The 25,307-nt window shown below is 53.3% G+C and carries 25 protein-coding genes and 1 other annotated feature (1 of these 26 cut by a window edge); of the genes, 6 read left to right on the forward strand and 19 right to left on the reverse strand.

Translation table 11 applies throughout. The features are described 5' to 3' along the window. Positions 1–51 precede the first annotated feature (51 nt). Together yciT and osmB are read left to right on the forward strand one after the other, a co-directional pair. A complete protein-coding gene (gene yciT / locus G163CM_RS07320; protein ID WP_231827486.1) occupies positions 52–801 on the forward strand; it encodes a DNA-binding transcriptional regulator YciT in 750 nt (249 codons plus the stop codon). 401 nt (positions 802–1,202) lie between these two features. Then, entirely contained in the window at positions 1,203–1,421 is a 219-nt protein-coding gene (gene osmB, locus G163CM_RS07325; RefSeq protein ID WP_015964634.1) for an osmotically-inducible lipoprotein OsmB, read from the forward strand. Between the two features lie 66 nt (positions 1,422–1,487). Here osmB and yciH read toward each other — a convergent pair whose 3' ends face one another. From yciH to pgpB, 5 genes are all read right to left on the reverse strand, one after another. Then, a complete protein-coding gene (gene yciH / locus G163CM_RS07330) occupies positions 1,488–1,814 on the reverse strand; it encodes a stress response translation initiation inhibitor YciH (protein WP_231827487.1) in 327 nt (108 codons plus the stop codon). After that, positions 1,814–2,551: an orotidine-5'-phosphate decarboxylase gene (gene pyrF, locus G163CM_RS07335; protein WP_231827489.1), complete on the reverse strand. Its 738-nt coding sequence runs from the start codon at positions 2,549–2,551 to the stop codon at positions 1,814–1,816. Before pyrF ends, yciH begins: the two co-directional genes overlap by 1 nt. Positions 2,552–2,744: 193 nt before the next feature. Then, a complete protein-coding gene (lapB, locus tag G163CM_RS07340; RefSeq protein WP_015964637.1) occupies positions 2,745–3,914 on the reverse strand; it encodes a lipopolysaccharide assembly protein LapB in 1,170 nt (389 codons plus the stop codon). Positions 3,915–3,920: 6 nt separating this feature from the next. Continuing rightward, positions 3,921–4,229, reverse strand: coding sequence for a LapA family protein (locus tag G163CM_RS07345; protein WP_015964638.1), 309 nt, complete (start codon positions 4,227–4,229; stop codon positions 3,921–3,923). A gap of 152 nt (positions 4,230–4,381) precedes the next feature. Beyond that, positions 4,382–5,146: a phosphatidylglycerophosphatase B gene (gene pgpB / locus G163CM_RS07350; protein ID WP_231827491.1), complete on the reverse strand. Its 765-nt coding sequence runs from the start codon at positions 5,144–5,146 to the stop codon at positions 4,382–4,384. 179 nt (positions 5,147–5,325) lie between these two features. Between pgpB and ribA the strand changes: the two genes are divergently transcribed. Next, complete coding sequence (gene ribA, locus G163CM_RS07355; protein ID WP_015964640.1) at positions 5,326–5,919, forward strand: GTP cyclohydrolase II; 594 nt, start codon at positions 5,326–5,328, stop codon at positions 5,917–5,919. Between the two features lie 34 nt (positions 5,920–5,953). Here ribA and G163CM_RS07360 read toward each other — a convergent pair whose 3' ends face one another. The 9 genes from G163CM_RS07360 to topA form a co-directional block, all read right to left on the reverse strand. After that, a complete protein-coding gene (locus G163CM_RS07360) occupies positions 5,954–7,081 on the reverse strand; it encodes an ABC transporter ATP-binding protein (protein ID WP_231827493.1) in 1,128 nt (375 codons plus the stop codon). Between the two features lie 11 nt (positions 7,082–7,092). Then, positions 7,093–7,995 carry a carbohydrate ABC transporter permease gene (locus G163CM_RS07365; protein ID WP_231827499.1) on the reverse strand — a complete coding sequence of 301 codons (903 nt, stop codon included), beginning with the start codon at positions 7,993–7,995 and terminating at the stop codon, positions 7,093–7,095. Further along, positions 7,988–8,878 (reverse strand): carbohydrate ABC transporter permease, encoded by an 891-nt coding sequence (locus tag G163CM_RS07370; RefSeq protein WP_149464607.1) that lies wholly within the window; start codon positions 8,876–8,878, stop codon positions 7,988–7,990. The genes G163CM_RS07365 and G163CM_RS07370 overlap by 8 nt, the downstream gene beginning before the upstream one ends. A 311-nt stretch (positions 8,879–9,189) precedes the next feature. Beyond that, the gene (acnA, locus tag G163CM_RS07375) at positions 9,190–11,865 is read right to left on the reverse strand and encodes an aconitate hydratase AcnA (protein ID WP_231827501.1); all 2,676 of its coding nucleotides are present in this window, start codon (positions 11,863–11,865) and stop codon (positions 9,190–9,192) included. Between the two features lie 202 nt (positions 11,866–12,067). After that, on the reverse strand, positions 12,068–12,166 hold the full coding sequence (ymiC, locus tag G163CM_RS07380) for a small membrane protein YmiC (RefSeq protein ID WP_229837649.1): 99 nt from the start codon (positions 12,164–12,166) through the stop codon (positions 12,068–12,070). 121 nt (positions 12,167–12,287) lie between these two features. Next, complete coding sequence (locus G163CM_RS07385) at positions 12,288–12,440, reverse strand: hypothetical protein (RefSeq protein ID WP_015964646.1); 153 nt, start codon at positions 12,438–12,440, stop codon at positions 12,288–12,290. Then, positions 12,440–12,601: a YmiA family putative membrane protein gene (locus G163CM_RS07390; protein WP_083867130.1), complete on the reverse strand. Its 162-nt coding sequence runs from the start codon at positions 12,599–12,601 to the stop codon at positions 12,440–12,442. Before G163CM_RS07390 ends, G163CM_RS07385 begins: the two co-directional genes overlap by 1 nt. Positions 12,602–12,925: 324 nt before the next feature. Further along, positions 12,926–13,900: an HTH-type transcriptional regulator CysB gene (gene cysB / locus G163CM_RS07395; protein ID WP_015964648.1), complete on the reverse strand. Its 975-nt coding sequence runs from the start codon at positions 13,898–13,900 to the stop codon at positions 12,926–12,928. Positions 13,901–14,077: 177 nt separating this feature from the next. Continuing rightward, a complete protein-coding gene (gene topA / locus G163CM_RS07400; RefSeq protein WP_149464605.1) occupies positions 14,078–16,675 on the reverse strand; it encodes a type I DNA topoisomerase in 2,598 nt (865 codons plus the stop codon). 407 nt (positions 16,676–17,082) lie between these two features. Between topA and G163CM_RS07405 the strand changes: the two genes are divergently transcribed. Further along, the gene (locus tag G163CM_RS07405) at positions 17,083–17,334 is read left to right on the forward strand and encodes a YciN family protein (RefSeq protein WP_015964650.1); all 252 of its coding nucleotides are present in this window, start codon (positions 17,083–17,085) and stop codon (positions 17,332–17,334) included. 60 nt (positions 17,335–17,394) lie between these two features. Here G163CM_RS07405 and sohB read toward each other — a convergent pair whose 3' ends face one another. Next, positions 17,395–18,441: a protease SohB gene (gene sohB / locus G163CM_RS07410; RefSeq protein WP_015964651.1), complete on the reverse strand. Its 1,047-nt coding sequence runs from the start codon at positions 18,439–18,441 to the stop codon at positions 17,395–17,397. 251 nt (positions 18,442–18,692) lie between these two features. On the opposite strand from sohB, the gene G163CM_RS07415 reads away from it, so the two are divergent. Further along, on the forward strand, positions 18,693–19,451 hold the full coding sequence (locus G163CM_RS07415; protein ID WP_231827504.1) for a YciK family oxidoreductase: 759 nt from the start codon (positions 18,693–18,695) through the stop codon (positions 19,449–19,451). Next, positions 19,448–20,038 (forward strand): cob(I)yrinic acid a,c-diamide adenosyltransferase, encoded by a 591-nt coding sequence (gene cobO / locus G163CM_RS07420; protein ID WP_231827506.1) that lies wholly within the window; start codon positions 19,448–19,450, stop codon positions 20,036–20,038. The genes G163CM_RS07415 and cobO overlap by 4 nt, the downstream gene beginning before the upstream one ends. Positions 20,039–20,080: 42 nt before the next feature. Here cobO and G163CM_RS07425 read toward each other — a convergent pair whose 3' ends face one another. The 4 genes from G163CM_RS07425 to rnm all read right to left on the reverse strand — a co-directional run bounded on the left by G163CM_RS07425 (position 20,081) and on the right by rnm (position 25,066). Beyond that, positions 20,081–22,273 carry a TonB-dependent siderophore receptor gene (locus tag G163CM_RS07425; RefSeq protein WP_231827507.1) on the reverse strand — a complete coding sequence of 731 codons (2,193 nt, stop codon included), beginning with the start codon at positions 22,271–22,273 and terminating at the stop codon, positions 20,081–20,083. Between the two features lie 211 nt (positions 22,274–22,484). Continuing rightward, the gene (gene rluB / locus G163CM_RS07430) at positions 22,485–23,369 is read right to left on the reverse strand and encodes a 23S rRNA pseudouridine(2605) synthase RluB (protein WP_015964655.1); all 885 of its coding nucleotides are present in this window, start codon (positions 23,367–23,369) and stop codon (positions 22,485–22,487) included. A 198-nt stretch (positions 23,370–23,567) separates the two neighbouring features. Next, complete coding sequence (locus tag G163CM_RS07435) at positions 23,568–24,188, reverse strand: L-threonylcarbamoyladenylate synthase (RefSeq protein ID WP_015964656.1); 621 nt, start codon at positions 24,186–24,188, stop codon at positions 23,568–23,570. Further along, positions 24,185–25,066: an RNase RNM gene (rnm, locus tag G163CM_RS07440; protein ID WP_015964657.1), complete on the reverse strand. Its 882-nt coding sequence runs from the start codon at positions 25,064–25,066 to the stop codon at positions 24,185–24,187. The genes G163CM_RS07435 and rnm overlap by 4 nt, the downstream gene beginning before the upstream one ends. Positions 25,067–25,229: 163 nt before the next feature. Then, positions 25,230–25,307 (forward strand) — a sequence feature (Trp leader region); it runs 17 nt beyond the window's last position.

The following is a 25,307-nucleotide window of genomic DNA, read 5'->3' on the forward strand; positions in this document are numbered from 1 at the left end:
GCGAAAATGCGCCTGCGCGTTTTCGCCCCGACTTTTGATACGTAATTAATTATGAATGCCCGACAACAATCCATCCTACAGATGGTTATCGATAAAGGCCGCATGAGCGTCGCCGACCTGGCTAAAATGACCGGCGTCTCCGAGGTCACCATTCGTCAGGATTTGAACCTGCTCGAGAAAGAGAGCTACCTGCGCCGTACCCACGGCTTTGCGGTTCCGCTGGACAGCGAAGACGTAGAAACCCGCATGATGAATAATTTTGCGCTTAAGCGCGAGCTGGCAAGCTTTGCCGCATCACTGGTGCTGCCGGGCGAAACGGTGTTCATCGAAAATGGCAGCAGCAATGCCCTGCTGGCGCGCACGCTTGCCGAGCAACCTGATATCACGATTATCACTGTCAGCAGCTATATCGCACACCTGCTTAAAGAGATGCCGGCAGAAGTTATCCTGCTTGGCGGTATCTACCAGAAGAAAAGCGAAAGCATGGTTGGCCCGCTGACGCGCCAGTACATCCAGCAGGTCCATTTCAGCAAGGCGTTTATCGGTATCGACGGCTGGCAGGCTGCAACGGGCTTTACGGGCCGCGACATGATGCGTGCCGACGTAGTGAATGCGGTTCTGGAAAAAGAGTGTGAAGCGATTGCGTTGAGCGACAGCAGCAAGTTTGGCGTCACCCACGCGTACCCGCTGGGGCCGATGACGAAGTTTAGCCGGGTGATCACCGATGATGGGCTGGCGGCAGAGCAGCAGGCTCAACTGGAGCGATCCGGGCTGAAGGTGAATATTGTTAAGCGGCCTTAGACAATTGTGCCGCCCCCTCACCCCGGCCCTCTCCCACAGGGAGAGGGAGAAAACCGCACGAATATTTAAATAGCGCTCGGCCTGTTCCCTCTCCCTGTGGGAGAGGGTTAGGGTGAGGGGATCCTTTCCCCATACAAACATCCATTCCTCGTATTGCTCCCCCCACCCCGCTATGAGATTTTTCCGAAGGCCCAATTAGGACTTTTTACCTGTCTAATATGGGATAAAATCGTAGAATTAATGTTAGCGATATAACAGGAAGTAACTATCACTTGCGTGACTAAGTAACAGTTCTACAACCTGCGCAACATGCTTCACGACATAAGCCGTTTTTATCTCTGGCCAGCGGCTAAAATTAAAATAGGCTTTTTCCGTGAATCGAATATTCAGGAGAAAATACGATGACTTCAATGAACAAAAAAATCACTGCAGCGGTTATTGCTGCTACTTTAGTAATGTCACTGAGCGCATGTTCAAACTGGTCCAAACGCGACCGTAACACAGCTATTGGTGCTGGCGCAGGCGCGCTGGGCGGTGCAGTATTAACTGACGGCAGCACCCTGGGTACCCTGGGCGGCGCGGCAGTCGGCGGGATTATCGGCCACCAGGTGGGCAAATAATTAATCGTCCGTATATTTGAAATAAGAATTCAGGGCCCCGATGTTTATCGGGGCCCTTTTTGTTGCTTAACCGCCTGCCAGTTTTACTTTCAGCCCTTTAGCTTCGAGTAATGTTTTTAGCAGGTCGCGTTTATCGCCCTGAATTTCAATCACGCCATCTTTCACCGAACCGCCGCAGCCACATTTCTTTTTCAGCTCTGCGGCCAGTTTGGCCAGCGATTCGTCATCCTGATCGATGCCGGTAATCAGGCACACGCCTTTTCCTTTTCGCCCGCTGGTCTGGCGCTGAATACGCACAATGCCATCACCTTTTGGACGTTCGACAACGGCCCTGGGTTCGTCGATACGACCGCTGTCGGTGGAGTACACCAGACGGCTATTGGAGTCGCTCATTACGCCCCCTTTTGCAGCGAGGCGTTAATGGTGCGCAGTGTCAACGCCGGGTCCGCGGATTGCGTAACCGGGCGGCCAATCACCATGTAGTCTACGCCGGCTGCCTGCGCCTGTTCAGGCGTCATGATACGGCGCTGGTCACCCGCTTCACTGCCTACAGGGCGAATACCCGGCGTCACCAGTTTAAATGCCTGCCCCAGCTCCTGCTTGAAGCGCACCGCTTCCTGTGCCGAGCACACTACGCCATCGAGGCCGCAATCACGGGTCAGTTTAGCCAGTTTGGCGGCATAATCCGCAGGTGACAACGTCACGCCGAGATCCACCAGGTCGCTGGCTTCCATGCTGGTCAGCACGGTGACCGCAATCAGCAGCGGCGCATCTTTTCCGAATGGCAGTAACGCTTCGCGCGCCGCCGTCATCATGCGCGCCCCACCCGATGCATGCACGTTCACCATCCAGACGCCCAGCTCTGCCGCTGCCGCAACGGCATGGGCAGTGGTATTCGGGATATCGTGGAATTTCAGGTCCAGGAAGATATCAAAGCCACGCTGCTGTAAATCACGCACGAACTGCGGGCCAAACAGCGTGAACATCTCTTTTCCGACTTTCAGACGGCAGTCGCGCGGGTCGATCCGATCGACAAAAGCGAGCGCTTTATCGCGGTTATCGTAATCGAGAGCAACAACAACGGGAGAGGATGTGACAATACGGGAAGAAGATGAAGCAGTAGACGTCATGACCAGACCTTCTTGTTGATGGGCGCCCGGCTATTCAGGCGCAGAAAAGGTAAACGGCGAGCATTCTACCTGCGAGTGGGACAAATTGACAGGCGCGATTCGCCCTGCCGAGCCTTACGTGCTCGATGCTGAATTTGCGAGGGGTAAAAAACCGAAGAGTATGTTGTAACTAAAGTGGGCGTTTTTTTAAATATTACTGCCCGTCGAGGCCGCGAATCGGCTTAACGGTGGACCATGCACGGCAGGATGGGCAGTGCCAGTAGAGCGTATAGGCGGTAAAACCACATTTCTGGCAGCGGTAGCGCGGTTTGCTGCGGATCTGCTCGCCAACCATGTCTCGCAGCACCATCAGGCTCTCTTTCGCGCGCCCTTCTTCTGCTTCATTAAGGTGGTAATCCATCAGTTTATGGAAGACGCGCATCGTAGGGTGGCGCTGTAACTGGCGCGTCACATAGGTTTGCGCGACGTCGCCGCCCTCACGCTGGTCGAGTACCTGCGCCAGCATCAGTTCTGCCGCAGCACCGGTGTTTTCCTCTACGCAGCGTTGCAGGAACGATTCCCACTCATCGGTTTTACCCAGCTGCTGATAGCAGGTTTGCAGCATTTCCAGCGTTTCGCTGACCAGTTCTTTATCCTGATCGATGACACGCAGCAGGCTTTCACGCGCTTTGGCGTAATCGCCCTTCGCCATCCAGACGCGGCCCATCATGATAGAGACGCGCGCGCTGGACGGATCGGCAGACGCGCCCTTCTTCAGCAGCGTCATCGCTTTATCCATATCATCGTTGCCCATCTGTTGCAGGGCCAGTTCGCACCAGAAATGGGCGATTTCGCCGCGATGCTTCTCTTTACCGAGTTTCACCAGGCGTTCGGCAACGTCGATAGCCTTTTGCCAGTCGCTGGTCAGTTGCGCGATTTGCAGCAGTTGTTGCAGCGCGCTGATACGGAAATCCGTTTCGTCGACCAATTGGCTGAACATGTCTTCTGCGCGGTCATAGAGCCCGGCGGCCATGTAGTCGCGGCCCAACTGTTGCACCGCCAGCAGACGCTGATCGTAGGTTAGCGAGGCGCTTTCCATTAAGGTTTGGTGGATACGGATGGCACGGTCAACCTCGCCGCGTGAACGGAACAGGTTGCCGAGCGTAAGGTGGGCTTCAACGGTGCCGGTATCCTCTTTTAACATGTCGAGGAACAGGTCTACCGCTTTGTCTTGCTGGTTACTTAAGAGAAAGTTAACCCCTGCCACATAATCACGTGACAAACGGCTTGCTTCGTCCTGTTTGGACTGTTGTGCACTTCTGCGCCCCATATACCAACCATAGGCTGCCGCAACGGGTAAGAGCAGAAACAACAACTCCAGCATAAATCGTTATTCCTTCGTTACTGGCACGGTCGGGTTTACGGACGGCACACTCTCTGGCGCAATCTGATTTTCCAGACGTTTAATTTTACGCTCTGCACGCAGCAGAGAAACACGCACGCGCAGCCAGAACAGGCCACAGACCAGCCAGCCAATCGCAAAACCTACGGCAAACAATACCGCCAGTAATGTTGAAATTCTGAACTCGCCCTGCGCCAGTAAATAGTTAAAGGTCACGAGCTGATCGTTCTGTGCGCCCAGCGTCACTGAAATGACAAAGACCGCTAACACCAATAAGAAAATGAGAAAATATTTCACACGACTTCCCGTTATGTGGCTTTAGCTGATAAATCCCGTTCGATCTATCGCATCAAGCCTTATAAAGTATCATTTTCGCCGCGCAGACGAAATGGAAAAGCACACGGCCAGTTCAGGATTTGAGGGTTAAAAGGGGGAAAATCAACCCTTGCTCAATTTTCCTGCTCGCGTTTCCTGATTTCCTGCGCTTCTTCACCAGGCGGTGACAACGGGCCGCATATTTTTTGTGCAAGCCAGGTCGCCACGGTAACCAGCAGCCAGGACATCAACGTTGCCGCCACTAAATCGCGTGGCCAGTGCATCCCTAACAGCAGACGACTGCCCATAACCGCCGTTGCCCATACCAGCAAAATCGCGATGGTAAACGTGCGCCGACGCGGCCACAGCAGGCCGACGGCGAGTAGCGCCCAACTTGCCGCAAACATGGTATGCCCGGACGGAAACGCAAAACCGGTCTCTTTTTGCCAGTGTTTACGCAAAAAAGATGGAATATCCTGTTGTTGTGCAAGCTGTTCTTCCACCAGCGCGCCGCGATCCTTACGTTTTAAAGTGTAGAACTCATCAACGGGAACATGGTGCGTTTTTTCCAGCCAGATAACAAAAGGCCGTGGTTCCTGAGCCACACTTTTCACCCACGATTTCGCCCCCTGCCCGATCATTATCGCCCCGGCAAGAATCGCGAACAGCATAATCGCCGGGCGCAGGCGAAAGCGCAGACACCATAAAAACCAGCCAAAGAGCACCAAGTGAGTGATAATGCCCCAGGGTTCGGTTACGGTTTCGGTAATCCAGTACAAGGCTTTGAGCCAGGCTGAAGAATTCCCTGGCTGCCACGTCCATCCTGAAATCCATACGGCGAGCGGCATCACTAACAATGCGGCGGCCCCCACGGCGGTACGTCTGGCAATTGTTAGCATAACGGCTCCTTTGTCTCTGAATCCTCAATAATAAACGAATAATAACATAACGGCGAAACTGTCAAAATTGTGCGCTTTAACAGCAGTCACTTGCGCACCATTAGGTGAACCAAAGCACGTTGTGGCAAAATACAAAAAACAGAAAGCGCTACTGGCGCTGACATAATCTGGAGAATCACATGCAGCTTAAACGTGTGGCAGAAGCCAAACTGCCAACCCCCTGGGGCGATTTCCTGATGGTGGGCTTTGAAGAACTGGCAACCGGGCAGGATCACGTCGCCCTGGTTTTTGGTGACATTTCCGGGCAAACACCGGTACTGGCACGCGTTCACTCCGAATGTCTGACGGGCGATGCGCTCTTTAGCCTGCGTTGTGATTGCGGTTTCCAGCTTGAAGCGGCCCTGACGCACATCGCGGAAGAAGGCCGTGGCATTCTGCTTTATCATCGTCAGGAAGGGCGTAATATCGGCCTGCTGAATAAAATTCGCGCCTATGCATTGCAGGATCAGGGCTACGACACCGTTGAAGCCAACCACCAGCTCGGTTTTGCCGCCGATGAGCGCGACTTCACCCTGTGTGCGGATATGTTCAAGCTGCTGGGCGTAGACGAAGTGCGCCTGCTGACCAACAACCCGAAAAAGGTTGAGATCCTGACCGAAGCGGGCATCAATATCGTTGAGCGCGTTCCGCTCATCGTTGGGCGCAACCCGAAAAACGCCTACTATCTCGATACCAAGGCGGCCAAGATGGGCCACCTGTTGAAAGAAGAGTAAACCTGAAGCCCGCCAGCGAACCTGGCGGGCTTTTTTACAGCGAAATATTTTCCTGCGTCTCCCCGTCAAAAATGTGGCATTTGTCCATCTCAAAACGGAACCACACCTGCTGCTGTAACCCGTTGTCGATAATCGGTTTCGCCGCGTCGGAAGCGATACGCGCCGTCAGTTCGAAATCACCGACCTGCAAATAAAGAAAATACTCATGCCCCATATTTTCAATGCGGATTAACTTCCCTCGCCCACAGCTTGTTCCGAACGACGTCGTGGAGACATCAACATATTCCGGGCGAATGCCAAAATGCACCTCTTTATCAACGTAGTGCGCTACTTTCTCCTGCTGACTGGCGTTCAGCGCCAGTAAATCCTCGCCGACGGTGATATGCAGGCCGTCATCGCGACGCACAATTTTTGCCGGTTTGATGTTCATTTCCGGCGCGCCAATAAAGCCCGCGACAAACATGTTTTTCGGTTTGTGGTACAGGTTATCCGGCGTATCCACCTGCATGATGTGGCCCAGCTTCATCACGCAGATACGGTCGCCCATGGTCATCGCTTCGGTTTGGTCATGGGTGACGTAAACGGTGGTTGCCGGTTTGCCCGATTTCTTGAGCTGCTTATGCAAGTCAGAAATACGAATTCGCATCGATGCGCGCAGCTTGGCATCCAGGTTAGAGAGCGGTTCATCGAACAGGAACACGTCCGGTTTTTTGACGATCGCACGACCTACCGCCACGCGCTGCGCCTGCCCGCCGGAGAGCTGACGCGGTAAGCGATCCAGCAGATCTTCCAGTTCCAGCAGTTTGGCAGCATCTTCAACCTGTTGATTAATTTGTTCTTTCGGCAGTTTGCTCAGTTTCAAACCAAACGCCAGATTTTCCCGCACGGTCATGTGCGGATAGAGCGCGTAGTTCTGGAACACCATCGCAATACCGCGCGCTTTTGGCGGCAGATTGTTCACCACTTTTTCGCCGATACGAATTTCACCGCCGCTGATGGTTTCCAGCCCGGCGAGCATACGCAGGGTCGTGGATTTCGCGCAGCCGGAGGGGCCAACAATCACCATGAATTCGCCATCGGCAATGTTCAGGTCGATACCATGTACCGCTTTGAAGCCGTTGGAGTACACCTTTTCCAGTTTATTAAAAATCACTTCAGCCATGATATTCCCTCTTAGCCTTTAATTCCGCTGCTGGATACGCCCTGGACGAAGTAACGCTGCGCCAGGAAGAACACAATGATAGATGGCAAAATGGAGATGCTCGCCATTGCCAGAATTTCGTTCCACGGCGCCCCTTCCGTGACGTCGATGGACATTTTCAGCGCCAGCGCAATCGGATATTTATCCACGCTGTAGACGTAAATCAGCGGACCGATAAAGTCGTTCATCGACCACATAAACTGGAACAGCGCGACCGAGATAATCGCCGGTTTCAGAATTGGCACCAGCACATACCACAACACCTGCCAGGAGTTACAGCCGTCGATTTGCGCAGCCTCTTCCATATCGCGCGGCACGCCGCGCAGGAACTGCACCAGCATAAAGACGAAGAATCCCTGCGTGGCGAACGCTGTTGGCAGGTAAAGCGGCAGATAGCTGTTCAGCATGCCCATTTCGCGGAACATCAGATACTGCGGGATCAGCAACACGGTGCTCGGCAGCAGCATGGTGGCGATGAGCGTGGCAAACCAGAATTTCTTCCACGGGATCTCAAAGCGGGCAAAACCGTAAGCCACTATGGTGGATGAGATAATGGTCAGAATCACTTTCGGGATCACATATTTAAAGGTGTTAATCATGTAGTGACCGAAGTGATATTCCGTGCCCGTTTTCCAGCCGTTGATAAACCCATCCCAGGTGGCGTGTGTCGGCCAGAGGTTCAGGGTGGTGAAAATTTCACTGTTTGGTTTAAACGCGGCGGAGAACATCCACGCCAACGGGTAAAGCATCAGCAAACCGACCAACAGTAAAATCACATAGCGGATATTGCGGCTGATTTTTTCGCGTCGCAGCGTGCGGGCCACCTCATTCGCCGCTTCCGTTGCGGTCGCCGTCATGACATGTTGATCACTCATTTTTACCTCCCTTGTCTGCTGAGTAGAAGACCCAATATTTCGATGACTTAAAGGCCAGCAACGCGAAGATGGCAACAACCAGGAACAGTACCCACGCCAGCGCCGCGCCGTATCCCATATCGAAATACTTAAAGGCGGTATCGTAGATGTAGAGCGAGAACAGGTAGGTGTAGTAGGTTGGGCCGCCGCCGGTGATAACAAACGGCGCGGTAAATTCCTGGAACGCACCGCTGGTTTGCATAATGAAATTGAAGAAAATGACCGGCGTAATCAGCGGCACGGTAATTTTCAGGAACATTTGCCACTTGGTGGCGCCATCGATCATCGCCGCTTCGTATTGCGACTGCGGCACGTTTTGCAGTGCTGCAAGGAAGATAACCATTGAAGAGCCAAACTGCCATACGCTGAGCAGCGTCACAGAAAACAGCGCCAACGGGGGTTCACCCAGCCAGTTGATAGGATCAAGGCCGAATACGCCAGTAAAGCTGTTTAGCAGGCCGTCGATAGCAAACAGTGCGCGCCACAGGACCGCGATGGCGACAGAGCTGCCGAGAATGGATGGAATGTAGTACGCCGTGCGGAAAAAACCGATACCGCGCAGTTTGAAGTTCAGCACGAAGGCAATGAACAACGAAAACATCAGCTTCAGCGGGATGGTCACGAACACATACACAAACGTGACCGCGAGGGATTTCCAGAACAGCGGATCCTCCGACACCATGTAGCGGTAGTTTTCAATGCCGTTAAACTCAGGCGGGCTCATCAAATCATATTGGGTAAAACTCAACAGAAAGGAAGAGACAAAGGGAAAGGCGGTGAACACTAACAATCCAATAATATAGGGTGAGATCCATGCCAACCCTAACCACTTATTTTCATTCATAACAGCCTCGGGACAAATAAATAATGCCGTATCATCCCGTAAAAACCCCACCAACATCGCGATCGTTATCACACTCGAAATAATTCAATCCATTCAACCTGTGATCGCCATCAAACCCTTGCTGCGCCTGATTTTACATATAATCACAGTGAATATATAAAATTCACACACCCATTTTAAGAATCAATATAAATAAAAGCTAATAAAACTAATAAAATGATTAATTATTTTAACCAAAAACTAATAATATTAGTAATATGCACAAAAAAAGCCCGACCGCTTTCGCGCATCGGGCTATTCAACGAACAGGATCAATCCAGCATATTACGGATCACGTAATGCAGGATGCCATCGTTCTGGTAGTAAGTGAGCTCGGTCTGGGTGTCAATACGGCAGCGGCAGGCCAGCGTTTCCGCGGTGCCATCCGCACGGGTCAGCGTCACCGGGATCGTCGCGCCTGGTTTAAGCTGCTGTAAATCCGGGATATCGAGCTGTTCTTCCCCGGTCAGCCCCAGCGACTGTCGCGTTTCACCCTGCGGGAATTCCAGCGGCAATATACCCATGCCGATCAGGTTAGAGCGGTGAATACGCTCAAAGGATTCCGCAATCACCACCCGCACGCCCAGCAGACGTGGCCCTTTCGCCGCCCAGTCGCGGCTGGAGCCAGAGCCATACTCTTTCCCGGCGATCACCGCCAGCGGCGTGCCCTGCTTCTGATACGCCATCGCCGCGTCGTAAATCGACATCACTTCTGAACCAGGCAACAGGCGCGTCATGCCCCCTTCCACACCCGGCACCATTTCGTTGCGGATACGAATGTTGGCAAAGGTACCGCGCATCATCACTTCGTGATTACCGCGACGAGAACCATAGGAGTTGAAGTCGCGACGTTCCACCCCGCGCGCCTGCAGGAAGCGGCCCGCCGGGCTGTCCGGTTTAATGCTGCCGGCCGGTGAAATATGGTCGGTGGTGACGGAATCACCGAGCATCGCCAGAATACGCGCACCATGGATATCCTCTACCGGCTTCGGCTGGGCTTCCATATCGTCAAAGAACGGTGACAGGCGGATATAGGTAGAGTCATCCTGCCAGTTGTAGGTGTCCGATTCCGCAACGGTAATGGCTTTCCATTCCGGTGTACCTTCGAAGACTTCCGCATACTCTTTGCGGAACATTTCGGTGGAAACCTGCTGCACGGCTTTGGCTATCTCCTGGCTGCTCGGCCAGATATCTTTCAGGTAAACCGGATCGCCTTTTTGATCGTGACCGAGCGGGTCGCTTGCCAGGTTGACGTTCATATTTCCGGCCAGCGCATAGGCAACCACCAGCGGCGGTGAGGCCAGCCAGTTGGTTTTCACCAGCGGATGGATACGCCCTTCGAAGTTACGGTTACCGGAAAGCACGGCCCCAACGGTCAGATCGCCCTTCTTAATCGCCGTTTCGATGGGCTCTGGCAGTGGGCCAGAGTTACCGATGCAGGTGGTACAGCCATAGCCCACGAGGTTAAAGCCAAGTTTATCCAGGTATGGCGTGAGACGGGCGTGGGCGAGATAATCAGAAACCACTTTCGACCCCGGCGCCAGCGAAGCTTTCACCCACGGTTTCGGCTTCAGGCCCAGCTCAGCAGCTTTTTTCGCCAGCAGGCCCGCTGCCATCAGAACGCTCGGGTTGGACGTATTGGTACAGGAGGTAATGGCGGCAATCACCACCGCGCCGTCCGGTAGCGGTACGGTTTGGCCTTTAAGCGTGTATTCTACCGGCTGCTTATCTTTCTGCGCGGTGTTCACTTCCAGCTCTGTCGCGGCGGCAAAGGCTTTAGGCACATCGCCCAGCGCAACGCGATCCTGCGGGCGTTTCGGCCCGGCGAGGCTCGCTTCCACCGTACCCATATCCAGCTCAAGGCTGCTGGTGAAAATCGGTTCATCGCCGGTGTTGCGCCACATCCCCTGCGCTTTCGCATAGGCTTCAACCAGCGCGACCTGCTCATCGCTGCGCCCGCTCAGGCGCATATAATCGAGCGTTACGCCATCAATCGGGAAGAAACCGCAGGTTGCGCCATATTCCGGCGACATGTTGGCGATGGTGGCACGGTCCGCCAGCGGCAGAGAGTCCAGGCCATCGCCATAGAATTCAACAAATTTCCCCACCACGCCGTGTTTACGCAGCATTTGGGTGACGGTCAACACCAGGTCGGTGGCAGTGATCCCTTCGCTGAGTTTGCCGGTTAACTTGAAGCCCACCACATCCGGAATCAACATAGAAACCGGTTGACCGAGCATCGCAGCCTCGGCTTCGATTCCCCCAACGCCCCACCCCAACACGCCCAGGCCATTAATCATCGTGGTATGTGAATCGGTGCCGACCAGCGTGTCCGGGTAAGCAATCCATTCATCGTTCTGTAACTCGCTCCAGACCGCTTTACCAAGATACTCAAGGTTAACCTGGTGGCAAATCCCGGTACCCGGCGGCACGACGCTGAACCGACTGAACGCCTGCTGGCCCCAACGCAGGAACACATAGCGTTCATGGTTGCGTTCCATCTCCAGACGCACGTTTTCCGCGAAAGCATCGTCATCGCCGAAGTGATCCACGGTAACCGAGTGGTCAATCACCAGGTCAACCGGTGAAAGCGGGTTAACCTTCGCGGTGTCCCCGCCCAGACGTTTCACCGCTTCGCGCATGGCGGCTAAATCGACCACCGCCGGTACCCCGGTGAAATCCTGCATCAAGACCCTCGCCGGGCGGTAGGCTATCTCCCGATCGACATGGGCAGTTTCCACCCACCCGGCCAGGGCTTTGATATCTTCTTCAGTAACAGAATCCCCATCCTGCCAGCGCAGTAGGTTTTCCAGCAGGACTTTTAGTGATTTGGGTAGACGGGAAATGTCACCCAGCGTGTTGGCTGCCAGCGGTAAGCTGTAGTAGTGATAGGTTTTATCTTGCGTGTGCAGCGCGTCCTTACTGGCTTCTCGTAGTGTTGACGACATAGCTCCTCCTTTATGTGTAACGGGACTTGCAATCCCCCTGACACTCCTCAGGGTACGCATTAAAGATAACACAAAGATGTCGTAACGTTTTGATAACAACTCTAATTGATAAAATTGTTGAGACTATTCTGTGAAATTAAAACGCCCGGCGCAGAGGCCAGGCGTTAGAAGGAAGGAAGACGGAGATTATTGCGCAGCGGATTTAGCGGCACAGCAGCCAGATAATTTGCCCCCAAAACAGGAGTGAAGCCGACAGCGCGCCCATCCATGACCAGTATTTCAAATTGTGATGCGTATTCATTTTGCTTACACCTTTTTATGCATGAGTGCATTCAGCCGACATGGTGTCGACAGACCGTTGCTGTGGTGTATTTAAAAGCCAGTGCGAATGCAGAAGATATGTTGGGCGAGCCACCCTGCTATTATTTTTTTTTGCGCTCACCAGGATTAAACGACTCAATAAATTCACGTTGTTCGGGGGTCAATTCCCATGATTCAGGAATTTTGACCTTATCCTGTTTCTCCGGCTGCGGCTTGGGCTGTGCTGGCCGGGGACGACTGGAGATGAACATCATCAGCCCCAGTACTTCCAGACAAGCAGTGCAACAACCACCCAAAACAGCGCAGACCCCAGAAACACCGACGCCCAGGCTTTACGCTTCACGTGCGGATCGCGCTGTGGACCTTTGGTTCCTGACGGCATCGACAACCTCTTACAATCGATATTACTTATCATTTTGGCACCAAACAATCGGTACGATTAATCATCACTGAGACAAATCCTAAATAAAATCTAGTCAAAAATCCAGTGCTTTCGCCAGCTAAAAGGACGCATTTATTTAATCTTTTGACCAAAAATAAATAATTGAACTGCAAAATTTGCCTTAAGGGGAATTCGTTTCTACTTTTGTGCGCTCACTGGCAATACATTAGCCAAATTAATGAAAAATATAAGGGCATATCGAGAGCAAGATGATTTAGAGGATGAGAATGAGGAGAGGTATTATTACGATTCAGACGGTATCTCCCGACAGGAGATACCGTTCGGAAATTCAGAGGATTACTTCTCGGGCAATTTAATATCTTTGAACATCGCTTCGATATCTTCATTGGAGCGCAGCGCGACCGCGGTATCAACAACGTCACGCGTTAAATGCGGCGCAAAGCGTTGAATAAAATCATACATATAGCTGCGCAGGAAAGTACTGCGGCGGAAACCGATTTTGGTGGTGCTGTGGCTGAAAATACCGTCAGCATCCAGTTTGACCAGATCAGGATCGGAAACCGGATCAACCGCCATGCTGGCAATCACCCCAACCCCCAACCCCAGGCGGACGTAGGTTTTGATAACGTCGGCATCAGTGGCGGTGAAAACAATACGCGGCGTCAGCCCGGCGCGGTTAAACGCGGTATCGAGCTCTGAACGCCCGGTAAAACCAAAGGTATAGGTGACCAGTGGATACTGGGCCAGTTCTTCGATTGTAACCGACGTTTTCGACGCCAGCGGATGCTCCGGTGTCACCACAATGGAACGGTTCCAGTGATAACACGGCAGCATAACCAGATCGTCATACAGGTGCAGCGCTTCGGTGGCGATGGCAAAATCTGCATTCCCCTTCGAAACCGCTTCAGCAATCTGCGTTGGCGAGCCCTGATGCATATGCAGAGAAACTCGCGGATAACGCTCGATAAAGCCCTTAATCACGCCGGGAAGCGCATAGCGCGCCTGGGTATGCGTGGTGGCGACATACAGCGAGCCTTTGTCCGGCCAGGTGTGTTCACCCGCCACCGATTTAATGGCATCCACTTTCGAAAGCACTTCACGGGCAATACGGATAATTTCCTGCCCGGCTGGCGTGACCTGCGTCAGATGCTTACCGCTGCGCGCAAAAATCTGGATACCCAGCTCATCTTCCAGCATTCTGACCTGCTTACTGATGCCCGGCTGGGAGGTATATAAGCCTTCAGCGGTGGAGGAGACGTTGAGGTTATGGTTAACAACTTCAACGATATAGCGGAGCTGCTGTAGTTTCATGGCGCGATATCCGGTTGCGTAGTGATACGCTATTAATACGATTTCATAATAAGAAAAGTGTTTGCTATAACCACTATATCATTTATAGCAAGAGTGTATAGACGGGAACAAAAAATAATAACGCGGTTATAAAAAAGGGCCGATGATCGGCCCTTTGTACGGTTTGTCAGGTGACAATTATTTCTTCGCTTCGACCCATTTACCGTCGACAAAGAAGGCAGACCAACCTGTCGCTTTGCCATCTTTCTCAGAAGAAACATACTGCTGCTTCGTCTTACGGCTGAAGCGCACCATCGTCTTATTACCTTGTGGATCTTCCTGCGGCGCATCGGCCAGATAACGCAGTTTCTCCGGCAGACGATCGCGGAATCGGAACAGCTCTTCGACCAACGGCGCGCGGGTTTCACGCGATTTCGGGAAGGTGTTCGCCGCCAGGAAGACCCCGGCAGCACCATCACGCAGTACGAAGTAGGCGTCAGATTTCTCGCACGGCAACTCCGGCAACGGAACCGGATCTTCTTTCGGCGGAGCGACTTCACCGTTACGCAGGATCTTACGGGTGTTTTTACACTCTTCGTTAGTGCAGGCCATGTACTTACCAAAACGCCCCATTTTCAGGTGCATTTCAGAACCACATTTCTCGCACTCGACGATCGGGCCGTCATAACCCTTGATGCGGAATTCACCCTCTTCGATCTCGTAACCGTCACAGGTCGGGTTATTACCGCAAACGTGCAGCTTGCGCTTCGGATCGATGAGATAGCTGTCCATCGCCGTGCCGCATTTCTGGCAGCGACGTTTTGCGCGCAGCGCGTTGGTTTCAGCGTCATCGCCTTCCAGCACGTTCAGCACTTCGTTTTCCGGCACCAGGTTGATGGTGGTTTTGCAGCGCTCTTTCGGCGACAGCGCATAACCGGAGCAGCCCAGGAATACCCCCGTGCTGGCGGTACGAATACCCATCTTGCGACCGCAGGTCGGGCAATCGATGCTGGTTAGCACCATCTCGTTCGGCTGCATGCCACCCTCTTCTGGCGGTTTCTCAGCCGTTTCGAGCTGTTTGGTGAAATCACCGAAGAAGAGATCCAGCACCTGCTTCCACTCGGCTTCGTGGTTTGCCACGCGGTCGAGATGGTCTTCCATCTGTGCGGTAAAATCGTAGTTCATCAGTTCGCGGAAGTTCGCTTCCAGACGATCGGTGACGATCTCACCCATTTTTTCAGCGTAGAAACGACGGTTTTCGGTGCGCACATAGCCGCGATCCTGAATGGTCGAAATGATCGACGCATAGGTGGACGGACGGCCAATACCGCGTTTTTCCAGCTCTTTAACCAGTGAGGCTTCGCTAAAGCGCGCCGGCGGTTTGGTGAAATGCTGAGCTGGCGTCAGTTCAACCAGAGAGAGTTTGTCTCCCTGATTAACCATTGGCAGCGTGCGATCTTCATCGCCTTTGCGCAGCGCAGGCATGACTTTCGTCCAGCCATCAAAACGCAGGGTACGACCGCGCGCCTTGAGTTTGAAATCACCCGCCTGCACCGTCAGCGTCGTGGAGTCGTACTGCGCCGGTGTCATCTGACAGGCGACGAACTGACGCCAGATCAGCTGATACAGTTTTTGCGCATCGGCTTCCATATCTTTCAGCGATTCAGCCACCACCGAGACATCGGAAGGACGAATCGCTTCGTGCGCTTCCTGAGAATTCTCTTTGCTGGCGTACTGGTTCGGGTTCTTCGGCAGATATTTATCACCAAAGTTATCGCCGATATAACCACGCACCATGCTTACTGCGTCCTGGCTCAGGTTGGTAGAGTCGGTACGCATATAAGTAATGTGGCCTGCTTCATACAGACGCTGCGCCATCATCATGGTTTTTTTCACGCCAAAGCCCAGACGTGTGCTGGCGGCTTGCTGTAACGTGGAAGTGATAAAAGGCGCGCCAGGTTTGCTGCTGGTCGGTTTATCTTCACGCTCAAGGACGCTGTAGCTCGCTTTTTCCAGCAGGCTAACGGCGGCCATTGTCTCGTCGCGGCTTACCGGACGGAAGGCTTTATCTTTCTGATGCGTCACTTCCAGCGGCAACGCATCGCCGCCCGGCGTAGTGGTGCTGGCTACCACGTCCCAGAACTCTTCCGGTACGAAGGCTTTGATTTCGCGTTCGCGCTCAACCACCAGACGCACGGCAACGGACTGCACGCGGCCTGCGGACAAACCACGGGCGATTTTTTTCCACAGCAACGGCGACACCATATAGCCCACTACGCGGTCCATAAAGCGACGCGCCTGCTGCGCGTTAACACGATCGATATTCAGTTCGCCCGGCTTTTCAAACGCCTGACGAATCGCATTTTTTGTAATTTCGTTGAACACCACGCGGCTATAGCGCGAATCATCTCCACCAATCACTTCCCGCAGGTGCCATGCAATGGCTTCCCCTTCGCGGTCAAGGTCGGTTGCGAGATAGATGTGGTCGGCTTTTTCCGCCAGTTGCTTAAGTTCTGAAACTACCTTTTCTTTACCCGGGAGCACTTCGTAGTGCGCTTTCCAGTCATGCCATGGGTCAACGCCCATGCGATTAACCAGCGCGCCACGTTCATCCTTTTTAGGCTTTTTGGCCGTTTTGGTGGAGGCAGAGTCAGCGCTCTTTTTGGCGGCTGAGCCACTTGTCGGCAAATCGCGGATATGACCGACGCTGGACTTAACCACGTAGTCATTACCCAGATACTTATTGATCGTTTTGGCTTTTGCCGGGGACTCAACGATAACGAGAGCTTTACCCATATTCACCTTTACCTAATTTGATTCTTCCAGAATACATCGCACATTGAGTCACCTTTCCACTGGCGACAAGCCTTGTATGTTGCGGCGGTCTCAATGGATATCAACCCTTTAGCCACCCACTTCACATCCTGAAGCCAGGCGGTTGAGTTCACTGACGTTTTACCGCCAGGTGCTATAGCACGAAGAATTTTCGGTCGAATGTCAAGCAAATCTGTTGCCAGATTGCCGAAAGCGTCACACTGTACCTGATAAAATTCGTTACGCAACTTTATTAGCACGCATTTGTTAAACGCGCCAGAAAGGCAGGTGCAGGCTCAACCTTAACTATAGCCCTGAAGTTTCAAGGGAGTATTTGCCCCGAGCGCGTGCCCGGCGTAAACTAGGGGAAGTTTTTCGAGGAGTAGAAAATGTCTGGTAATACACAACCCATCGATCGTCAAACTCTGCTTATTGAAGCAAACCGACTCATCCGTGAACATGAAGATACCTTAGCTGGCATCGAAGCCACGGGCGTAGAACAGCGCAATGGCGTATTGATATTCAGCGGCGAGTATTTCCTGGATGAACAAGGCCTGCCCACGCCGAAAAGCACGGCAGTATTTAACATGTTTAAATACCTTGCCCATCAGCTTTCCGAGAAATATCACCTGGTCGACTAACACACGTTGAGTCAGGCGATCTCACAGCCCGGCAGTGAGCCTACCGGGCTGTCCTGAGACTTACATCAACGGCTTTTGCCCCCGCTGCCACCAGCGCAGCAGCAGACGATCCGCACTTTCTGCCGCACTCCCGGTGAAACGGTCCATCATTTTCTTGCGCTGTTTATAACTTACGCTCATCACTTCGCGATCTTTCATCAGGTTCAGCAGCAGTTCATCGCTGGTACCCACTTCATCCACCAGCCCTTTCTCCTGCGCCTGCACGCCGTACCAGTGCTCACCAGTTGCCACCGCGTCGATATCAAGCGTTGGTCGCATCTCTTTAACGAAAGCCTTAAACAGATGATGAGTTTCGTTAAGATCTTCGCGGAATTTCTGCCGCCCCTCTTCCGTGTTTTCCCCCAGCAGCGTCAGGGTACGTTTGTACTGACCCGCCGTGTGCAGTTCGATATCAATATCTTTATTTTTCAGAAAACGATGCAGGTTCGGAATTTGTGCGACCACGCCAATGGAGCCAAGAATGGCAAACGGCGCAGCGACGATTTTATTCGCCACGCAGGCCATCATATAGCCCCCGCTGGCCGCCACTTTATCGACCGCCACCGTCAACGGGATCTGCTTATCGCGGATGCGTTGTAGCTGAGACGACGCCAGGCCGTAACCGTGCACCACGCCACCAGGGCTTTCCAGACGCACCACCACTTCATCCTGCGGCGTGGCGACCGTCAGCACCGCAGTGACCTCTTCACGCAGCGAGGCGACTTCATGCGCATCCATACTGCCTTTAAAATCAATCACCCACACGCGCGGTTTGCCTGAAGGCGTGGCATTACCCTGTTTGGCCTTTGCTTTTGCCGCCTTTGCCTCAAGTTTGGCTTTTTTCTTCTGTTCTTTATGCCAGAGTTTTTGCTGTGGGCCATCGAGCAGCGCCACCGCTAAATCCTCCTGCATCTCTTTATGTTGTTCGCTGAGATTGGTTACCCGCAGCTCTCCACGTTGCCGCTTGCGCTGTGATAAATTGATAATAAGTGCTGCGATTACAATGATTGCGACGACAACCGTCACGATCTTCGCCAAAAACAGACCATATTGAAAAAGAATTTCCACGCTTTCACCTTGTACAAATCCACTGAATCTGTGACCAGTGTACAACACCGTTTTCGCTACGTCTCGACCACGATTAAAGCCTGCGAGACGCTTTCCGTAATTCAAATTGGCTGATGAAATCATTGCAAATTGTTAATTTTACGTTGACTCTCCTCCTGGCTGATTGAAATAGTGGCGCGATTAGGGCATAAAGCCCAAAAGCCATGAAAAGAACACAGATTGTGGTAGCGAAAAGCCACAAAGGAGTCGTCGTGCACTACCAGCCTAAACGCGATTTGTTGCAAAACCGTATAATTCTGGTCACCGGTGCCAGTGATGGTATTGGTCGGGAAGCAGCCATCACCTACGCACGCTATAGCGCCAGCGTGGTTTTACTGGGTCGTAATGAAGAAAAATTACGCGCCGTCGCGCAAGAAATTGAAAACCACGGCGGATTGCCCGTACGCTGGTTCACCCTCGACCTGCTCACCTGTACACCACAGGATTGCCAGCAGGTTGCTCAGCAAATCAGCATGCATTACCCGCGCCTTGACGGCGTGCTGCATAACGCCGGGCTGCTCGGCGAAGTGGTGCCAATGTCTGAACAGAATCCCGACATCTGGCAGCAGGTGATGCAGGTTAACGTCAATGGCACCTTTATGTTGACCCAGGCGTTACTGCCGCTGTTGTTGCAGTCTGAAGCAGGCACACTGGTCTTTACCTCCTCAAGCGTAGGCCGCCAGGGGCGCGCCAACTGGGGGGCCTATTCCGTGTCCAAATTCGCCACCGAAGGCATGATGCAGGTGCTCGCCGAGGAGTATCAAAACCGCCTGCGCGTCAATTGCATTAACCCGGGCGGTACGCGAACCGGCATGCGTGCCAGCGCATTTCCGACGGAAGATCCGTTAAAACTGAAAACACCTGCCGATATTATGCCGCTCTATTTGTGGCTGATGGGCGACGATAGCCGCCGCAAAACAGGGATGACTTTCGATGCCCAACCAGGCCGTAAACCGGGGATAGCCCAATGAGTGATGAACGTTACCGCGAGCGCCAGCAGCGCGTGAAAGATAAAGTCGATGCCCGTGTGGCCGCCGCTCAGGAAGAACGTGGCATTGTCATGGTTTTCACCGGCAATGGGAAAGGCAAAACCACCGCCGCCTTTGGGACGGCGACGCGCGCCGTCGGACACGGCAAAAAAGTCGGTGTCATCCAGTTTATTAAGGGCACCTGGCCCAATGGTGAGCGTAATTTGCTGGAGCCGCACGGTGTCGAGTTTCAGGTAATGGCGACCGGCTTTACCTGGAATACGCAGGACCGTGAGAGCGATACGGCCGCCTGTATGGCCGTCTGGCAACACGCAAAACGCATGCTGGCCGATGCATCCCTGGACCTGGTTGTGCTTGATGAGCTGACCTATATGGTGGCCTATGACTATTTGCCGCTGGAAGAAGTACTGAGCGCGTTACGCCAGCGCCCGGCGCACCAGTCGGTGATCATTACCGGTCGCGGCTGTCATCGTGAAATCACCGAGATGGCCGATACCGTCAGTGAACTGCGTCCGGTGAAACATGCGTTCGATGCGGGTATTAAAGCGCAGATTGGCATCGATTATTAAACGAAGAAATGCCGGAAAGGTGAACCTTTCCGGCATGACATCTTAGAACGAGACGGTTACGCCTGCGTAGTACGCGCGGCCCGGTTCGTTGTAGGTGGATGCGCCATCGTTTTCGCGATAAACCCGTTTATCAAACAGGTTGTTGATCCCGGCATTGGCGCGCAGGTTTTTGGTGATATCGTAATTGACGTTCAGGCCAAAAATGGAGTACGGGCTGATTTCACGGTTCGACATCTCGCCCGCTTCGTTGCGGATCTCCGCATTCTGGCGCGGCTTCTGACGGCCATACTGTGTCCAGCTTAATGTGGTATCCAGTTTGTCGGTGATCTGCCAGTCAAGCTGCGAGTTAATGGTAAATTCCGGAATAACCGAGAGCGGGTTTCCGGTTTTTTTGCTCTCAGAGCGGAACATGTAGGTTGCGTTGGTGCGCCACTCAAGCACATCGCGCAGCACTGGAATGGTCAGGTTGCCTTCCAGACCTTCAACGATCGCTTTGCCACCGTTTTCCCAGCGCAGGATATTGGCGCCATTTGAGGCGTAACCCACCACGTCGTCCCCGGCCACGATTTTGTTTTTATAATCGTTGCGGAACCAGGTCACCCCTGCCGCATAGCCATTGTCATGGAACTCAATCCCCACTTCTTTATTGACGCTGATTTCCGGGTCGAGGTCTTCATTACCCAGCAGGAAACAGCTGCCGGAGCTCACGCTCACCGGGCAACCGTTGCCACGGGTTGAGAGCAGATAACCTTCGGTAGACTGGTACAGATTTGGCGCTTTAAACGCTCGCGCGATCCCCGCTTTCAGGGTGAACATATCGCCTAACCCCTGCGAAATGTTCAGGCTCGGGCTCCAGTTGGCTCCAAAAGTGTCGTGATAATCAAAACGCAAACCAGGCAGAACCTGGGTGCTGTCCGTCGCGGCAATGTTATCTTCAAAATAGAGAGAGCTGATGGTTGAACTGTTTTTGCTGCTGCGGTCGCTGGCGCTGCCCGAAACATTACCCACCGTTACGCCCGTGCTATCGGTCGCCGTCATAGAGGCAGGATCATTCAGTTCATCACGGTTCCACTCCGCGCCCAGCGTGACGGTTTGATCCACCAGCAGCTGGAGCGGGAAGTTTACTTCGCCACCGGCACGATAGCTTTCGAGACGGCTGGTTGAATAATCGTCACTGTTGATCATCCCTTCCACTTTACCGGTGGAGCCTTCATCAAGACGCGTGTTGTTGGTTTTTTCGTAGTTGAAGTTGAGTTTAGACGTTCCCCAGTCCCAGATACCGTTATAGGTGATGCCGTAGTTCTGGCGGTACATGCGGTTGGTCTCATCACCATACAGCGTCTTAATTAACCCACCCGGGCTGACGTTGCTGTTGCTGTATTGAGTATCGCCCGCATAGATATTCCCCTGACGACTATAGCCATAGCTGAAGTCGACAATTTGCAACGGGGTAATTTTCCATGACACGACCGCGTTGATATCTTTATTGCGCACGCCTTCACGCCCCGCAGCGGCGGAACCGTTCTGGGCGGTGTTGATATCATAAGCATCGGCGTCCGTTTTGTTCAGGTTGCCGTACAGGCGCATAGTGAGCGCATCACCGGCCAGCGGTCCGCTCAGGTTAAAGTTTGCGCGTTTGGTCGCGCCCTCTTTGCTGTCTTCCGGCTGATTAGTGAACAGTGAGAGCGAGCCGTGCCAGTCGTTGGTCGGACGTTTGGTAATGATATTCACCACCCCGCCCGCCGCACCGGAGCCATAGCGCGCCGCCGCCGGGCCACGAATCACTTCGATGCGCTCAACCATTTCCGCCGGAACCCAGTTGGTGTCACCGCGCGTATCACGCTCTCCACGCCAGCTGTAACGAACAGAGTTGCGCGAGGTTACCGGTACGCCATCGACCATGATGAGGGTATTTTCCGGCCCCATGCCGCGGATATCAATCTGACGGTTGTTGCCACGGCTGCCGCTGGCGCTGTTGCCTGTCAGGTTAACACCGGGCATTTTGCGGATGATGTCGGAGAGGTCATTCACCGGCGGGCTCTTCTGGATATCTTCAGCGGTGATGGTCGAAACGCCCGGCTGCTGTTTCAGTTCCTGCTCGGCGGTCACGATCATGGTTTCGTTATCGGCGAGCGGTTCTGTCGGGTCTTCATTGGCGGCCCATGCGCTGGTGCTCAGTAAGCTGGCCAAAAAGAGTGCAATCGGTTTTTTTCGTGTTGTTACAGAAGTTAACATGCCTTCATTCCCTGTCATGAATCACAAAATTCAAGTGCGCATACTAATGATAATTATTCGCATTTCACATATGATTCATGGAATCTCCTTCACATCTCCTTTTTTGGCTACAAAACAACCAAATCGATAGATTTTGTGAAGGCGGAAAGTCAGGCACAAAAAAAACCGGGCAAACATTGCTGTTTGCCCGGCTTGATAATCAGGAGGTTGATTAACCGTTGCTGCGGCTTCCCCCGCCACGACGCGGGTTACTGACCTGGCTGTGACGCTTCACCGCACGGCGAATCTGATTCGCTTTCATGCGACGTCTGTCTTTCTCAACCGCCACTTTTGATGCGGTTTCTGGCGGTAGCTCAACCAGTTCACGCAGGTAGTTGGTCTGCGCCAGATCCAGTTCAGTATAGCCACCGCGCGGCAGGCCTTTTGGCAGCGGGATATCGCCGTAGCGAACGCGGATAAGACGGCTAACCTGCACGCCCACCGCTTCCCACAGACGGCGCACTTCGCGGTTACGGCCTTCCGTCAGGGTTACGTTGTACCACTGGTTGATGCCTTCCCCACCGGTAAACTTGATGGTTTTAAACGCCGCCGGGCCATCTTCCAACTGTACGCCGCGAGAAAGCTCGCGCACTTTGCTGTCATCAATTTGGCCGAACACGCGCACGGCGTATTCACGCTCAACTTCGCGGCTCGGATGCATCAGGCGGTTTGCCAGCTCACCGTCGGTGGTGAACAGCAGCAGACCGCAGGTGTTCACATCCAGACGACCGACGGCAATCCAGCGCGCGCCGCGCAGTTTTGGCAGACGATCGAATACGGTTGGGCGACCTTCAGGGTCGTTTCGCGTACAGAGTTCACCTTCCGGCTTGTAGTAAGCCAGAACGCGACAAATTTGTTCGACGGACTCTTTAACGGAAATCAAATGACCATCAATACGAATTTTCAGGCCAGGGATCACTTCAACACGATCGCCAAGTTTGGCAATTTTGCCGTCGACGCTCACGCGCCCCGCTTCAATAATCGCTTCGATTTCACGACGGGAGCCGTGGCCAGCACGCGCCAGCACTTTTTGCAGTTTTTCGCTTTTATCGCTCATAGAGCTTCCTTCCGGTGTCGCCTTCACAGGCGTCTGGGTATACTTTCAACAACAATGCGTTGAGTTCAGAAGAACACTAACGCATTGAAAGGTATCTTTTACACGCTAAATGGCGCACCACGTGCGCCATAACAATAATTCGTGGCCGCGTATCTTACATGAATTTCTGATGAAAAGATTCATCTGGTTTATTCACGTTTACAGGAACGGCTTCACATCGCCCACGCCTTCACGCAGCACCACTGGCGCGTCGTCAGTTAAATCAATGACCGTAGTCGGCTGTTGGCCCAGATAACCGCCATGAATAATCAAATCGACCACTTTTTCCAGACGATCTTTAATCTCTTCCGGATCGGATTCAGTAAATTCGCTGCCCGGTAACATCAGGGAGGTCGAAAGCATTGGCTCGCCTAATGCCTCAAGCAACGCCTGGGCGATAGGGTTAGACGGCACGCGCATGCCGATGGTTTTACGCTTTTCCTGTAACAGACGGCGCGGCACCTCTTTCGTCCCTTTCAGGATGAAGGTGTAATTGCCCGGCGTGTTGTTTTTCATCAGGCGAAACGCCACGTTATCGACGTAAGAATAGGTCGACAGTTCGGACAAGTCGCGGCACATCAGCGTGAAGTTGTGGCCATCTGGCAGATGACGAATACGACAGATGCGTTCCATCGCGCCTTTATCTTCAATTTTGCAGCCCAGCGCATAGCCGGAATCGGTTGGGTAGACAATCACCCCACCTTTGCGCACGATCTCAACCGCCTGGTTAATCAGTCGCGCCTGCGGGTTATCCGGGTGGATGTAAAAAAACTGACTCATACTTCCCTCTCAGTAGAATTCTGTGGCGTCTCGAAGCGTTGCCAGATGCCCTCTACCCCGGCGGGTAGCCACAGCTTACGGCCCAGTTCTATCCATGGGCAGGGTTGATGAAAATCAGAACCCTGCGAGGCCAGTAACGCATATTCTCGGGCATAGGTTGCAAGCTGAGCGCGCTCGTGTGGCGCCTGCTGGCACTGCGCGACTTCCATCGCATCGCCACCCTGTTCACTGAAGTGGGCCAGCAATCTTTTTAGCCACTTGGCAGACAGGTTGTAACGAGCCGGATGGGCCATTACCGCCACGCCGCCTGAATGATGAATGACATCAATAGCTTCCCTTATTGTACACCACTGTGGCGGAACGTATCCCGTTTTCCCGCGCGCGAGATATTTTTTAAACACATCGCCAATGGTGTTCGCTTTCCCCTGCTCCACCAGGAAACGGGCGAAATGCCCGCGCGTTACCGCACCGCCGTCGGCCAGTCGCTGTGCGCCTTCCAGCGCGCCGGGAATATGCGCTTTCTCAAGACGCTCGGCAATCATCGCCGCCCGCTCGTTGCGGCGCGCTTTTTGCTGATTCAGAAAGGCGGTTAAGGCCGGATGCGCAATATCAATATTCAGGCCGACAATATGAATTTCGTGATTTTCCCACAGCGTCGAAATCTCAACGCCGGTAATTAAGTTCAGCGCCAGCCCGGCGCGCGCAATCTCTGCCTGCGCCAGAGGGATGCCATCGACAGTGTCGTGATCGGTGATCGCCAGCGTACCTACGCGCATTTCTCCGGCGCGATGCACCAGCGCTTCCGGCGTCAATCGACCATCAGAGGCGGTGGTATGGCTGTGAAGATCGTAAATCACTGCGTATGTTGTGTCGCTCAAAACGGCTCCCGTTGGGCTAATATTCGTATAAGACGGCTCATCATAACGTTTACTGAGGAATTTCTAAAATAAGGGGTTGACTTTGACTCATCGAACTAGTTAACTAGTACGCAAGTTCACTTAAGCAAGGTATCGGCAAATGAAGACGAAAATCAATGTACTGCATGGTTGGTGGCGCACTCCCAGATAACGGGCAGTGTCATCACGTCTGCATTATGCAAACAGATACCCGGCCCGCCAC

Origin of the sequence: Pseudocitrobacter corydidari, assembly GCF_021172065.1 — a bacterium.
In the GTDB taxonomy this organism is placed as follows: domain Bacteria; phylum Pseudomonadota; class Gammaproteobacteria; order Enterobacterales; family Enterobacteriaceae; genus Pseudocitrobacter; species Pseudocitrobacter corydidari.

Coding starts and splice junctions, on each gene's coding strand:
- yciT (WP_231827486.1), top strand. CDS start 52: ATGAATGCCCGACAACAATCCATCCTACAGATGGTTATCGATAAAGGC.
- osmB (WP_015964634.1), top strand. CDS start 1,203: ATGACTTCAATGAACAAAAAAATCACTGCAGCGGTTATTGCTGCTACT.
- yciH (WP_231827487.1), bottom strand. CDS start 1,814: ATGAGCGACTCCAATAGCCGTCTGGTGTACTCCACCGACAGCGGTCGT.
- pyrF (WP_231827489.1), bottom strand. CDS start 2,551: ATGACGTCTACTGCTTCATCTTCTTCCCGTATTGTCACATCCTCTCCC.
- lapB (WP_015964637.1), bottom strand. CDS start 3,914: ATGCTGGAGTTGTTGTTTCTGCTCTTACCCGTTGCGGCAGCCTATGGT.
- pgpB (WP_231827491.1), bottom strand. CDS start 5,146: ATGCTAACAATTGCCAGACGTACCGCCGTGGGGGCCGCCGCATTGTTA.
- ribA (WP_015964640.1), top strand. CDS start 5,326: ATGCAGCTTAAACGTGTGGCAGAAGCCAAACTGCCAACCCCCTGGGGC.
- G163CM_RS07360 (WP_231827493.1), bottom strand. CDS start 7,081: ATGGCTGAAGTGATTTTTAATAAACTGGAAAAGGTGTACTCCAACGGC.
- G163CM_RS07365 (WP_231827499.1), bottom strand. CDS start 7,995: ATGAGTGATCAACATGTCATGACGGCGACCGCAACGGAAGCGGCGAAT.
- G163CM_RS07370 (WP_149464607.1), bottom strand. CDS start 8,878: ATGAATGAAAATAAGTGGTTAGGGTTGGCATGGATCTCACCCTATATT.
- acnA (WP_231827501.1), bottom strand. CDS start 11,865: ATGTCGTCAACACTACGAGAAGCCAGTAAGGACGCGCTGCACACGCAA.
- ymiC (WP_229837649.1), bottom strand. CDS start 12,166: ATGAATACGCATCACAATTTGAAATACTGGTCATGGATGGGCGCGCTG.
- G163CM_RS07385 (WP_015964646.1), bottom strand. CDS start 12,440: ATGATGTTCATCTCCAGTCGTCCCCGGCCAGCACAGCCCAAGCCGCAG.
- G163CM_RS07390 (WP_083867130.1), bottom strand. CDS start 12,601: ATGATAAGTAATATCGATTGTAAGAGGTTGTCGATGCCGTCAGGAACC.
- cysB (WP_015964648.1), bottom strand. CDS start 13,900: ATGAAACTACAGCAGCTCCGCTATATCGTTGAAGTTGTTAACCATAAC.
- topA (WP_149464605.1), bottom strand. CDS start 16,675: ATGGGTAAAGCTCTCGTTATCGTTGAGTCCCCGGCAAAAGCCAAAACG.
- G163CM_RS07405 (WP_015964650.1), top strand. CDS start 17,083: ATGTCTGGTAATACACAACCCATCGATCGTCAAACTCTGCTTATTGAA.
- cobO (WP_231827506.1), top strand. CDS start 19,448: ATGAGTGATGAACGTTACCGCGAGCGCCAGCAGCGCGTGAAAGATAAA.
- G163CM_RS07425 (WP_231827507.1), bottom strand. CDS start 22,273: ATGTTAACTTCTGTAACAACACGAAAAAAACCGATTGCACTCTTTTTG.
- rluB (WP_015964655.1), bottom strand. CDS start 23,369: ATGAGCGATAAAAGCGAAAAACTGCAAAAAGTGCTGGCGCGTGCTGGC.
- G163CM_RS07435 (WP_015964656.1), bottom strand. CDS start 24,188: ATGAGTCAGTTTTTTTACATCCACCCGGATAACCCGCAGGCGCGACTG.